Source organism: Arthrobacter sp. YAF17, from assembly GCF_052113365.1.
Classification (GTDB): Bacteria; Actinomycetota; Actinomycetes; order Actinomycetales; family Micrococcaceae; genus Arthrobacter.
Map to the genome: position 1 here is coordinate 24,529 of NZ_JBFRDB010000012.1, position 12,019 is coordinate 36,547.

11 protein-coding genes are annotated in these 12,019 nt (G+C 69.1%); 6 read left to right on the plus strand and 5 right to left on the minus strand.

Annotated features, from left to right (window positions below; all coding sequences use genetic code 11):
- The first annotated feature begins 22 nt into the window (after nt 1-22).
- The 5 genes from AB4Y67_RS11365 to AB4Y67_RS11385 all read left to right on the plus strand — a co-directional run bounded on the left by AB4Y67_RS11365 (nt 23) and on the right by AB4Y67_RS11385 (nt 4,842).
- On the plus strand, nt 23-2,035 hold the full coding sequence (locus AB4Y67_RS11365; RefSeq protein WP_441405880.1) for a vWA domain-containing protein: 2,013 nt from the start codon (nt 23-25) through the stop codon (nt 2,033-2,035).
- Between the two features lie 187 nt (nt 2,036-2,222).
- Nucleotides 2,223-2,519 carry a hypothetical protein gene (locus AB4Y67_RS11370; protein ID WP_441405881.1) on the plus strand — a complete coding sequence of 99 codons (297 nt, stop codon included), beginning with the start codon at nt 2,223-2,225 and terminating at the stop codon, nt 2,517-2,519.
- 115 nt (nt 2,520-2,634) lie between these two features.
- On the plus strand, nt 2,635-3,045 hold the full coding sequence (gene arr / locus AB4Y67_RS11375) for an NAD(+)--rifampin ADP-ribosyltransferase (RefSeq protein WP_441405882.1): 411 nt from the start codon (nt 2,635-2,637) through the stop codon (nt 3,043-3,045).
- A gap of 133 nt (nt 3,046-3,178) precedes the next feature.
- A complete protein-coding gene (locus AB4Y67_RS11380; RefSeq protein WP_441405883.1) occupies nt 3,179-3,838 on the plus strand; it encodes a dihydrofolate reductase family protein in 660 nt (219 codons plus the stop codon).
- Between the two features lie 128 nt (nt 3,839-3,966).
- The gene (locus AB4Y67_RS11385; protein WP_441405884.1) at nt 3,967-4,842 is read left to right on the plus strand and encodes an aminoglycoside phosphotransferase family protein; all 876 of its coding nucleotides are present in this window, start codon (nt 3,967-3,969) and stop codon (nt 4,840-4,842) included.
- A gap of 191 nt (nt 4,843-5,033) precedes the next feature.
- Here AB4Y67_RS11385 and AB4Y67_RS11390 read toward each other — a convergent pair whose 3' ends face one another.
- From AB4Y67_RS11390 to AB4Y67_RS11410, 5 genes are all read right to left on the minus strand, one after another.
- A complete protein-coding gene (locus AB4Y67_RS11390) occupies nt 5,034-6,422 on the minus strand; it encodes a DUF3100 domain-containing protein (RefSeq protein ID WP_441405885.1) in 1,389 nt (462 codons plus the stop codon).
- The gene (locus AB4Y67_RS11395) at nt 6,419-7,645 is read right to left on the minus strand and encodes an amidohydrolase (protein ID WP_441405886.1); all 1,227 of its coding nucleotides are present in this window, start codon (nt 7,643-7,645) and stop codon (nt 6,419-6,421) included. Before AB4Y67_RS11395 ends, AB4Y67_RS11390 begins: the two co-directional genes overlap by 4 nt.
- Before the next feature lie 41 nt (nt 7,646-7,686).
- Nucleotides 7,687-9,234, minus strand: a complete 1,548-nt coding sequence (locus AB4Y67_RS11400; RefSeq protein WP_441405887.1) for an aldehyde dehydrogenase family protein — start codon at nt 9,232-9,234, stop codon at nt 7,687-7,689.
- 27 nt (nt 9,235-9,261) lie between these two features.
- Nucleotides 9,262-10,206, minus strand: a complete 945-nt coding sequence (locus AB4Y67_RS11405) for an NAD(P)-dependent oxidoreductase (RefSeq protein ID WP_441405888.1) — start codon at nt 10,204-10,206, stop codon at nt 9,262-9,264.
- 69 nt (nt 10,207-10,275) lie between these two features.
- Nucleotides 10,276-11,175, minus strand: coding sequence for a MurR/RpiR family transcriptional regulator (locus AB4Y67_RS11410; protein WP_441405889.1), 900 nt, complete (start codon nt 11,173-11,175; stop codon nt 10,276-10,278).
- 145 nt (nt 11,176-11,320) lie between these two features.
- Here AB4Y67_RS11410 and AB4Y67_RS11415 point away from each other — a divergent pair, with 145 nt between their 5' ends.
- On the plus strand, nt 11,321-11,989 hold the full coding sequence (locus AB4Y67_RS11415; protein ID WP_441405890.1) for a GOLPH3/VPS74 family protein: 669 nt from the start codon (nt 11,321-11,323) through the stop codon (nt 11,987-11,989).
- The last annotated feature ends 30 nt before the right edge of the window (nt 11,990-12,019 follow it).

Here is a 12,019-nt window from a genome sequence, read left to right on the forward strand (position 1 = left end):
CCGCTACGGCTAAGGAGGGCCCATGACCGCTCACCACCGCTCCCGGTACAGCCGCTACGCGGGAGGGCCGGATCCGCTCGCCCCGCCGGTGGACCTGGCGGAGGCGCTGGACGCCGTCGCCGAGGACGTGATGGCCGGCTACTCGCCCCGGCACGCCCTGCAGGAATACCTGCGGCGCGGCGGCCGCAACCGCGAAGGGCTCGACGACCTCGCCGGCCGCGTGCAGCAGCGGCGCAGTGAGCTGCTGGGCCGCCACCGGCTGGACGGCACCCTCAACGAGGTCCGGAAACTGCTGGACACCGCGGTGCTGGAGGAGCGCAAACAGCTGGCCCGCGACGCCATGATGGACAACACCGACCGCGCCTTCCGGGAGATGCAGCTGCAGAACCTGCCCAAGTCCACGGCGGCCGCGGTCAACGAGCTCGCCGCCTACGACTGGCAGTCCAGCACCGCCCGGGAGGCCTACGAGCAGATCAAGGACCTGCTGGGCCGCGAGATCCTGGACCAGCGGTTCGCCGGGATGAAGGAGGCGCTGGAGGACGCCACGGAGGAGGACCGCGCGGCCGTGGCCGGGATGCTGCAGGACCTCAACGAGCTCCTCGACAAGCACCGCCGCGGCGAGGACACGGACGCGGACTTCCAGGAGTTCATGGCCAAACACGGCCAGTTCTTCCCGGAGAACCCGCAGTCGGTCGAGGAGCTGGTGGACGCCCTCGCCCAGCGCGCGGCCGCCGCCCAGCGGCTGCTGCAGTCCATGTCCGCCGAACAGCGCGAGGAGCTGATGCGGCTCTCCGCGCAGGCGTTCGGCTCGCCCGGGCTTATGGCACAGCTGGGCCAACTCGATGCCAACCTGCAGGCTTTGCGCCCCGGCGAGGACTGGTCCGGCTCCGAACGCTTCGAGGGGGAGGAGGGGCTGGGCCTTGGCGACGGCACCGGCGTGCTGCAGGACCTCGCCGAGCTGGACGAGCTCGCCGAACAGCTCTCCCAGTCCTACAACGGCTCCCGCCTGGACGACCTGGACCTGGACGCCCTCGCCCGCCAGGTGGGACAGGACGCGGCGGTCTCTGCACGGACGTTGGCGGAGATCGAACGGGCCATGCACGACGGCGGCTTCCTGCAGCGCGGCGCCGACGGCGACCTCCGGCTCTCCCCGCAGTCCATGCGGCGGCTCGGCCGGGCGCTGCTCCGGGACACCGCCAAGCAGCTTTCCGGCCGGCAGGGCCGCCGGGACACCCGCGTCGCCGGGGCCGCGGGGGAGCAGACCGGCTCCAGCCGGCCGTGGGAGTTCGGCGACGCCGAACCGTGGGACGTCACCCGCACCATCACCAACGCTATCCGCCGCACCATCGCCGACGGCGGCGACCCGCGCCACGGACTCCGCCTGGCCGTGGACGACATCGAGGTGACGGAAACCGAGGCGCGCACGCAGGCCGCCGTCGCGCTGCTGGTGGACGTGTCCTTCTCGATGGCGGCCCAGGGGCGCTGGGTGCCGATGAAGCGCACCGCGCTGGCCCTGCACCACCTCGTGTCCACCAAGTTCCGGGGCGACCGGCTGCAGCTGATCAGCTTTGGCCGCTACGCGCGGACCATGGACATCGGCGAGCTCACGGCCCTGCCGGCCTTCCGGGAGCAGGGCACCAACCTGCACCACGGGCTGCTGCTGGCCGGCCGGTTCTTCCGCCAGCACCCGTCGATGCAGCCGGTCCTGCTGGTGGTGACCGACGGCGAACCCACTGCGCACCTGCTGGCCGACGGCGAATCATGGTTCGCGTATCCGCCGGAACCGGAGACCATCCGCGTGACGGTGGCCGAGCTGGATCGGCTGGATCGGCTGGGGCGCACCGGCACGCAGGCCACGTTCTTCCGGCTGGGCGATGACCCGGGCCTGGAACACTTCGTCGCCCGGATGGCCCGCCGGATCGACGGCCGCGTCGTGGCGCCAGACACCGGGGACCTGGGCGCCGCCGTCGTCGGGGAGTACCTCCGCGCGCACTTCCGCGGGCGGGCGTACGGCGAGGATGACGGGGCGAAGTAGACGAACGTACCGGACCCGCCGGATGGGGCAGAGGCCACCTGCGCCCCAGCTCGGATGCCGCACGAGGAACCCCGAGTATCCCGCAGCGCCAGCGGCCGTGGGTCCGCGCCAAACCCGTTGACATCCAGGGTGAAGGGGGTCTATTGGTTGGCATATCCAACACATTCAGACCGGCCTAGGAGCAGAAATGGAAGCCGCGCCCTACGGAGTCGTGCACTTTTTCGCAGGAGCCACGAAGGACCAGTACGAAGCCTCAATAGCCGCTGTTCACCCGGGTGAGGGGCTGCTGCCCGAGGGCCAGATCTTCCATGCCGCTGGCGCTTCTGCCGGTGGCTGGACGATTATGGCTGTCCATGAGTCGAAGGAGAGCTGGGAGAAATTCCGCGACGGCATCCTGCTTCCCCGGATGCAGCAGGGGATCGAGGGAGGATTCTCGTCGCCGCCCGAAGAGACCGTCATCGATCTGTACAAGGTCCTGCCTTAGCGTTGTGGGACGGCGCCGCTGACCGGTGTGAACCGCCGCGATGGGTGGCGTCCCCACCGCCCTAAATCGCGCGTCTGGCGGCCGCTCGGCGATGTAGTCGGCTTAGGCTGTAACTATGGGTCAACCGCTGGACGAGGGTCCGTTCTTTCACGGCACGAAAGCCAACCTCCGGGACGGTGATCTCCTTCGGGCGGGTTTCAGGTCGAATTACCGTCCGGAAGTAGTGATGAATCACATCTATTTCACCGCTCTTCCGAACGGTGCGGGACTGGCTGCGGAACTCGCGCCGGGTGACGACGCCCCGCGCGTCTACGCCGTCGAACCGACCGGGGCGTTCGAAGATGACCCGAACGTGACCGACAAGAAATTCCCCGGCAACCCCACCCGGTCCTATCGCAGCAGTGCCCCGCTCAGGGTCGTCGGCGAAGTCACCGATTGGACCCGGCTGGAGCCCGAGGCGCTGCAGGCGTGGAAGGAGCGCCTGGCAGTACTCCTTGCGGACGAGCGAGGCGAAATCATCAACTGACCGCCGATCGGCGTCGTACCTCGCGCTATACGGTTCCATGTGCACAGCGGCTGGATCCTCCCGCCGTCGGTCTTGAGCCGTTGGATTCGATCACCATAGGGTGATGCCAACAACAAGCACTTCAGGAGATGACATGTCCCTCGTCCGCGTGCATAACTTCTCGGTCTCCCTCGACGGCTTCGGCACCGGCGAGGGCCAGCAACTCGACGCACCGTTCGGTCACGCAGGCTCACGGCTGATGGAGTGGGCTTTCGAGACGCGCACCTTCCGCGAGATGGGCATCCACGGCGAATCAGAGGGATCCCTCGGAGTCGACGAGGCGTTCGCCAGTGCGTGGGGGCCCGGAATCGGCGTGGAGATCATGGGGCGCAACAAGTTCGGCCCGCAACGCGGTCCCTGGGAGGACGAGGAATGGAAGGGATGGTGGGGCGATAATCCTGTCTTTCACACCCCTGTCGTCGTCCTGACACACAATCCCCGGCCGGTCCTCCAGATGGACGGCGGAACAACCTTCCATTTCGTTGACGCCGACCCCGTCACCGCGCTCGAGCAGGCCCGCGCCCTGGCCGGCGACCGCGACGTCCGGATCGGTGGCGGCGTCAGCACGATTCGGCAGTTCCTTGAGGCCGATCTGATCGACCACATGCACATCGTCCTCGTGCCGATCGTCCTGGGCCGGGGCGAACGGCTCTGGGATGGACTGGAAGGACTCGAACAACGTTTCGTCATCGAAGCGACCCCGTCTCCATCCGGAGTTGTCCATCTGATCTTCACTCGTCGCGCGGGCCGGTAAGCCCGCTTGGGGGCGATCGCCCGTGATCGTCGCCGTTCCGCGCCCCGCCCGCTGAACTATGGTCGGGCAAGGGAAAAGATCGGGCCGTATTGGCGGCACTAACGAAGGCAGGTTTCTGAATGGCGGTAATGCCACCAGCCACGCTGGAAGTGGATGACGCCGTCGTCCAGGGCCTTATCCGGGACCAGCGGCCCGACCTCGCCGGCCGCCCTCTGGTCCGGGTCCCGAACGGCTGGGACAACGCGACCTTCCGGCTCGGCGACGACCTGGCCGTCCGGCTGCCGCGCCGGGCGGAGGCCGTGCCGCTGATACTGCATGAGCAGCGCTACCTTCCCGGCATAGCCCGCCGCTCCCCGGTGGCGGTTCCCGTCCCCGTCCATGCCGGCCGGCCGACGCCGGACTTTCCCTGGCCGTGGAGCATCGTGCGGTGGGTCCCTGGCACCGCCGCGGCCGACGTCGGCCCCGCAGGCCGCGGGCCCGTCGCCGAAGGCCTGGCCGGGTTCCTCATCTCCCTGCACGTGCCCGCGGACACCGGTGTCCCGGTGAATCCCTTCCGCGGCGTGCCGCTGCTGGAGCGTGACGCCGCGGTGGTGGAACGGCTCGGGGACCGCGACCGCTACCCGCAGGCGGCAGCGCTGAGCGCGGTGTGGGCGCAGGCCCGCGCCGCCAAAGCCTGGGACGGTCCGCCGACGATGCTCCACGGGGACCTGCACCCCGGCAACATCCTGCTGACGGACAATGGTTCCCTGGCGGGTGTCATCGATTTCGGCGACGTCGGGGCAGGGGACMCGGCTGTGGATCTTGCGGTGGGATGGCTGATGTTCGACGCCGGCGCCCGCCGCCGCTTCATGGGCGCCTTGGGCCCCGCAGCGGACGGGGACACCTGGCTGCGGGCCCGGGGCTGGGCCCTTATCCTGTCCACCGCCCTGCTGAGCAACTCCGACGACAACCCGCGGATGTTCTCCGTGGGGGAGTTCGGGATCAGGCAGCTCCTGGCAGGCTGACGTTGCCTGTGACTCTGACACCGGCCATCGCGGCGTAGGATCGCGCTCCGTGCTCCCGCCGATTGCCCTCCGCACGTAGCAACCTTCCTGCCCACCGGACGGCGGCGGGCTCCCGCCTCCCTCGAACGCCAGCGGACGACGGCGGGAGTACCCGCCGTCGTCCGCTCACTGCCGGCCGAGCGGCGTCAAAGCTAGTGCCAGAGCCCCAGTGCGAATTCTGCGATCACGGTGGAGAGCAGGAAGGACGCGGTGATGGCGACCAAGCCGACGGGAATGATCTTCCAGCCAATCGTCTTCAGCAGCGGAATGTCCTTGCCCAGGGACAGGCCCGCGAGCGTCAGCATGACCGTGGCGATGGACAGGAAGTCCACGGACTTGATGATTGTGGTGAGGGCTGCCGCGCCGAAGAACCACGGGCTCGAGATATAGGCGCCGATGGTGGTGATGTAGACGATCGCCGAAATCTTCTTGGTGACCTTCGCCAGTGCGATGCTGACCAGGACCAGGGCGAGCATGATCGCGTACCCTTCGACGATGGTCAGGCTGAAGCCCTTGGCCGCCACCGAGGCGGTGCTGATGCCCAGGACCGTGAGGACGGACAGTGACAGCCACAGCGGAAGCCTGATGGGTGCCGCGGACTCGGCCACCTGTTCGCGGAACCGGCGGTTTTCTTCGGCCTGCGCCTCGTCCCGCTCGACGTCGGCCTGGCCGCGCTCCGCGGTGGCGCCTGCTGCCGCGGCCCCCGCGGCGACGGTCGCGGCTTCGCGGCTCTGCTTGCGGGTAAGGACCCGGTAAAAACGGTCGGCCAGCGGCAGGGCGATGTAGATTCCGACGTACACGCCGAGGATGGTGGTGATCAGGTTGGACACTGCCGCCATGCCGAGGATCGCCTCCTGGTCGGCGGGGTAGGCCGCGATGATGCTCGCCGAGGACGCCGCCATCATGGAACCGGACCCCACGCCGGCGCCCATGGCCAGGGCCAGGGGATCGAAGATCTTCCAGTTGGCCACCAGCGAGGTCAGCAGCGTGATGAACACGGCGCCGAAGAGGGTGCCGAAAACGTACATGGCCAGCACGCCCCGGTACTGGTCCGAGTCGGGACCGTACTTCTCGGAGACCATGGCGAAGGACGGTTCGCGGTCCAGGGAGAACGTGGCCCCTACCGTTGCCTTGCCCATCCGCAGCAGGACGGCCAGGGGGAGGGCCAGCGCGATGGTGCCGAGCAGGTGGCCCACTTCCTGCAGCAGCAGGGCGGGCCCGGCCTTGAGCAGGCTGGGAAGGCTGGGTCCGATGTTGAACGCCAGCCTGGCCACCAGGAGCAGAACGGCCACGCCCACCAGGGCCGCGGCGATCCGCTGCAGGTCCAGGCCCAGGGGCTTGAACTTCTGGATGGAGACCAAAAGTCCCAGGATGAGGCCCCAGACCATGGGGAAGATGACGATCGCGCCGATCCCGACGTCGATCTTGGCCTGGCCGATCAGCTGGACGGCGACGGCAATGACGAAGGCCAAAGCGGCGATCGGAAGCGTCAGCCGGGCACCAGCTTTGTCTATCCGCGCGGTTCCGGTGCTGGTAGTCATGATGTGCCTTCCTGGGTGAATGTGCGACGGCGGTATGCCGCTTTGGTGAAGCGCGCCCGTTCGGTGGGGTTTGAGGCTGCGCCGGCGACGGTCCAGGCCAGCGCGGTGGCTGCCTCGAACATCACCGCGTACGCCTCCGGGGAGTCGGCAAGCGCGGCAAACGCGTGGGAGTGGATGGGCACGTCCGCGCCGGGAATGCTCAGCCAGGGATGCAGGGACGGGATGACCTGGGAGATGTTGCCCATGTCGGTAGAGCCGCCGCTGAGGCCGGCCGAGGGCGAGATGTCCTTGCCGAACGTCTCCATCGCCTCGGTCCAGTGCGCTGCCAGTTCGTTGTCCTGGAGCAGGGGTTCGTAGAGGGGTTCCGTTGGCTCCATGGCCAGCGTCGTGCCGGTGGCGAGGGCTGCCCCTTCGAAGCAGCGGCGGACGCGTTCCAGCAGGGCCTCGTATTCCGGAAGCGTGAAGGCCCGGCACTCGAACTGGACCACGGCGCGTTCCGGAATGATGTTGGTGACGTGTCCGGCCTCGGCGACGTACAGGGCCACGCGGTGGTCGCTGGGGATCTGCTGGCGCAGCAGTCCGACGGCCACCTGGCTCAGCACGGCCGCGTCGGCGGCGTTCACGCCCTGGTGCGGGGCTGCTGCCGCGTGCGCCGCCTTCCCGGTGAACGTTGCCTTGTACCGGCCCACGGCCTGCGCGCTGGTTCCCGCCGGGTTGTAGGTCACGCCGTCCTGGACGGGGTGGACCATCAGAGCCAGGCCGACGCCGTCGAACGCGCCCTGTTCCAGCAGGATCGCCTTGCCGCCGCCGTGCTCCTCGGCCGGTGTTCCGATCGCCTTCAGCGTGATGCCAAGCTGGTCCACGTAGGGCTGCAGGGCAAGGGCCGCGGCGACGGAGGCACCCGCAATGAGGTTGTGCCCGCATGCGTGCCCGATGTTGGGGAGCGCATCGTATTCCACGCACAGGGCCACCGTCAGGTCGCCGTTGCCGGCGCTCGCGGTGAAGGCTGTGGGCAGGCCGCCGGTGCCGCGTTCAACCTCGAAGCCGCCGGCTTCCAGCAGCGCCGCCGCCGCTTCGGCCGAGCGGACCTCCTCGAAGGAGATCTCCTTGGCGGCGTGGATGTCCCGCGCCAGGGCCAGGACCTGCGGTTTCCAGTCGTCGACGCCGTCCGCGAGGGCGGCGCGGAGGGCCGCCAGGGCGGCGGTTGTGTCTGTCAGTTCCATGAGTATCTGCCTGCTCTAGTAGGGCGCTGTAGTCGGTCGCGTTAGTAGGACAGCGACGGGAAGGGCGAGCCGGCCGCCCGGGTGGGGACCCAGATGGCCTTCGTCTGCGTGTACTCGTCCAGGACTCCGGGACCGGACGAACGGCCGTGGCCGGAATCGCCGAATCCGCCGAACGGAACCGCCACGTGGATGGTCTTGTAGGAGTTGATCCAGAACGTTCCGGCCTTGACCTCGCGGGCGATGTGGTGCGCGCGGGAGACGTCGGAGGTCCACACGGCTCCGGCCAGGCCGAAGCTGGTGTTGTTGGCGCGGGCGATGGCCTCCGCCTCGGTGTCGAACGCGTCGGCGCCCACCACGGGGCCGAAGACCTCCGTGGTTTCGAGGCGGTTCTCCGGCGTCACCCCGTCGAGCAGGGTCGGCATGACCCAGTGTCCGCCCGCCAGCCCGGACCCGGCGACGGCATCCGGAAGCGTGGCCCCGGTAACCCGGCGTCCGCCGTCGCTCAGTCCTGCCTCGATGAGGGAGGTGACGGTGGCGAACTGCTGGGCTGTGATGATGGGGCCCACCTCGGTGTCCGCGCTCAGCGGGTCGCCGACGCGCAGCAGCGCGGCCTTCCCGGCCACCAGCTCAACGAAGCGGGCGTGCACGCTGCGCTCCACCAGGAGCCGTGATCCGGCGACGCAGGACTGCCCCGCGCCGGAGAAGATCGCCGAGATGGCGCCGTCGGCGGCACGGTCCAGGTCCGCGTCGGCGAACACGATGTTCGCGCTCTTGCCGCCGAGTTCCAGCAGGGCGGGAATCCCGGCCTGCGCGGCCGCGACGGCGACGCGGCGCCCGGTGGGGACGGACCCGATGAAGCTGACTTTGCCGACGCGCCGGTCGGTAGTGAGGGCGGCGCCCACGGTCTGGCCCAGTCCCGCCGCGACGTTGAACACGCCGGCCGGCAGGCCTGCCTCGTGGGCCAGCTGGGCGAGCCGGATGGACGAGGCCGGGGTGAATTCGCTGGGCTTGATGATCACGGCATTGCCGGCGGCCAGCGGTGCGGCGGAGTTCCAGCCCGCGGTGAACAGGGGGGCGTTCCACGGGGTGATGGCGACGACGACTCCCCACGGGACGCGTTCGGTGTACGTGTGCCACGCCCCGGGAACGGGAATGGTCTGACCCGTCAGCTTGTCCGCCCAGCCGGCGTAGTAGCTGAACATCTCGGCCACTTTGGCGGCTTCGACGCGGGCGTCCCGGATGGGCTTTCCCGTGGTGGCGGACTCCAGGATGGCGAGTTCCTCCGCGTGGGCTTCCACGGCGCGGCTGACGTTGCGCAGGATGGCGGCCCGTTCGAAGCCGTTCATGCCGGCCCAGACGGCCGCCCCCGCCGTCGAGCTTTCCAGGATGGCGTTGGCGCCCTCGGCTCCGGGGTCGGCGTAGCTGGCAAAAGGTTCCCCGGTGGCCGCGGCCGTGAGCGTGATGCTCTCTCCGCTGCCGGTAACGGTCCTGCCGTCAAGGAAGGCGCCGAGGCCGGACGGGAAGGCCGCGTCCAGGACCGCCCGGGCGGTGGCGGCTGAGGAGGAGGTGGGTGCTGTGGTGATGCTCAATGTGGTGTTCCTTTGGGGCTGGGGGGCTTAGGCGACGGCGTTGCCGTGTGTGGTGTCGCTTTTGGCGGCGTTTGTCGTCTCAGGTGCGCCGGCGGGCGTGATGGCCGGGGCGACGGTCCTGGCGATTTCGGTGAAGTCTGCCCGCGGTCCGAGGACGGCGAGGGCGTTCTGCCACTGGCCGGACACGGCCGCCAGCAGGGCCGGGGTTTCGCCGATTTGGGCGGCAACGTCCACGGCGAGGGCGGCGTCGCGGGCCATGAGGCCCAGGGAGAAGCCGGAATCGTGGGTGCCGGTGAGCACCCAATTCGGGTACATGTTCGCGGAGACCTTGCTGCCGCCGGAGGCCTCGCTGATGCTGGCGGCCGCCGTGGCGGGGTCGATTCCGTAGGCCTTGGCGACGCCCAAGGCCTCGCCGACGGAGACCAGGTTCGCCGCGGCGAGGACGTTGTTGAGGAGCTTGACCACGTTGCCGCTGCCGGGGCCTCCGATGTGGCTGTACTTGCCGCCCGTGAGTGCGAGCAGGACAGGCTCTGCAGCGGCAAGCGCGGCCTCGGTTGCCCCGACGAACGCGCTCAGGGATCCCGTTGCTGCGCCGTCGCGGCCGCCGGAGACCGGCGCGTCCACGAAGGCTGCCCCCTGTGCGTCGGCGAGGGAGGCCATCTGCTGGCTGGTGGCCGGCTCGGAGGTGGTGGTGTCGATGATCGCAACAGTTCCCGGTGCCGCGAGGAGCTGGGGCACGGTGGCTTCCACAACGCTGGCCGCGGGCAGGGAGAGGACCGCGTACGGGGTCCCGGCGAGATCGGCCAGGTTGGCGGTGGTGGGGATGCCCGCGTCCGCGGCGCCGGCCCGGGCTGCCTCGGAGGGGTCGAAGCCGGTGACGGCCCAGCCGGCCCGGTGCAGGGTGGCGGCCATCGCTCCGCCCATGGCGCCGAGGCCTATGACGGCGACGCGGCGGTTGATGCTGGTGTTCATGAGGTACTCCTGGAAAGGGGATTGCGGGTCTGGGGCGGGGCAGGGGTGCTGGGCTCTGGGGTGCCGGGGTCAGTCGAGGTAGATGTCCAGGTCTTTCCACAGCTGCTGGGTGCGGCGGATCGCGGCGCGGCTGCGTTCGGGGTGCGCCGCCTCCATCCCCGCGAGCAGGCCGTAGACCAGGGAATTTGCGGCGGTGACGGACTGGAAGAAGGAGATTCCTTCCGAGGCCACCACCAGGAGGTGGTCCGCCGCAGCCGCCAGGCGGCCGCGGCGCATGTCGCTGATGGCAATCACCGTGGCACCTGCCTGCTTGGCGGCTTCGGCGGTGACGATGATCTGCCGGATGGAGCGCCACATGTTGATGACCACCAGGACGTCCCCCGGGCCCAGGGTGTTGGTGCTGGAGGCGAGGTGGACGCCGGCGCGGTTCTCCAGGGTGATGGGGTAGCCCATGGTGGAGCCGAGGTGTGCCATCACGCTGGCGGGGCCTGCGAAGGAACCGAGCCCGACGACGGTGATGGACTTGGCGGCGGCCATGGCAGCGATGGCGGCCTCGGCGTCGTCGGCCGTATTGGAGTCCAGCGTCAGGCGGAGGTTCTCGATGTCGTGATTCAGCGCGTCATGGAGCGGGCTGCGGTGTTCGCCATGCTCGGTCAGGGTGTCCTCGGTGGAGATCATCACGAGGTACCGGGAGCGCAGCTCGCGCTGGAGGTCGGGCCAGCCCCGGTAGCCCAGGTGCTGGGCCGCCCGGACCACCGTGGAGTTGTTGACGTCGGCGCGCTGGGCGATCTCGGCGATGTCCGCATAGGAGGAGAGCTGCGGGTTGCGGCCGATCACATCGACCACCCGGCGCTGGGCTTTGGACAGCGGAACGTCGGGAAACACGTCACCGAGCCAGGCATGGGAAATGTTGCCGGCGCCATTGCCGCTGGCCGCGTTGGCTTCCAGATCGACCGCGTTGGTATTCAAGTCCGGACCTCTTCTGTAATCTGGCTCACTCTGCAAGTGCGATTGCATCAAATGTACTCTGCAATTTTGTTTGCGGCTAGGGGTTTGCGGTTCCCGCTTGTAAATCGTCGTTGTGGTGGCCGCCGGACTGCGCCACCATGATCGTATGAACGCTGAAACACCGAAGGCGGAGGAGCTGAACCTTCCCCAGGCTGTGCTCCTTCTGGCGACGAACGACAAGGACGGCGAGCCCGTCGTGCCGCAGACCGTGCTCCGGGCCGCCGTCGCCGGGGCGATACTGGCCGAGCTGGACCTGATCGGCGCCGTCGAGCTGCAGGGCAAGCACGTGAGGACCACGGGGACCGTCCCRCCGACGGACTTCCACCACCAGCTGCAACTCATCCATGACAAATCCCGGCCGCACACGCCGAAGCGGTGGGTCTCGATGCTGGAGAGCCGCGCCGAACTGCACCGGATCTACGAGGGGATGGCGTCGCTGGGTGTGGTGGCCCATGTCGGCGAACGGCACCTGGGCCTGTTCCGGACCACGCGGTACCCGGAGAAGGATCACGCTCCGGAGGCGGCGCTCGTGCAGAAGATCCAGACCGGACTGAGCGCTGCACCGTCCGGTTCCGCGTCAGGCGATGCCGGGCCGCCGGATCCCCGGACCACAGCCCTGATCGCTCTGCTCTACGCGGCCGGGCTGCTCGCGAAGATCGCCCCGGCGGCGGAGCAAAGCCGGGCAAGGGAACTAGCGACCAGTTATTGGCCTGCCCGCGCCTTGGCGGACGAACTTCGCATGATCAAACTCGCGGAGGCAGAAGCAGTCACGTAGCGGACCGCCGTCGGCTGTTGCTCAACGCTC

Excerpts from the sequence above, each read along its gene's own strand:
- AB4Y67_RS11365 (WP_441405880.1), top strand. The coding sequence starts at position 23 with ATGACCGCTCACCACCGCTCCCGGTACAGCCGCTACGCGGGAGGGCCG.
- AB4Y67_RS11370 (WP_441405881.1), top strand. The coding sequence starts at position 2,223 with ATGGAAGCCGCGCCCTACGGAGTCGTGCACTTTTTCGCAGGAGCCACG.
- arr (WP_441405882.1), top strand. The coding sequence starts at position 2,635 with ATGGGTCAACCGCTGGACGAGGGTCCGTTCTTTCACGGCACGAAAGCC.
- AB4Y67_RS11380 (WP_441405883.1), top strand. The coding sequence starts at position 3,179 with ATGTCCCTCGTCCGCGTGCATAACTTCTCGGTCTCCCTCGACGGCTTC.
- AB4Y67_RS11390 (WP_441405885.1), bottom strand. The coding sequence starts at position 6,422 with ATGACTACCAGCACCGGAACCGCGCGGATAGACAAAGCTGGTGCCCGG.
- AB4Y67_RS11395 (WP_441405886.1), bottom strand. The coding sequence starts at position 7,645 with ATGGAACTGACAGACACAACCGCCGCCCTGGCGGCCCTCCGCGCCGCC.
- AB4Y67_RS11405 (WP_441405888.1), bottom strand. The coding sequence starts at position 10,206 with ATGAACACCAGCATCAACCGCCGCGTCGCCGTCATAGGCCTCGGCGCC.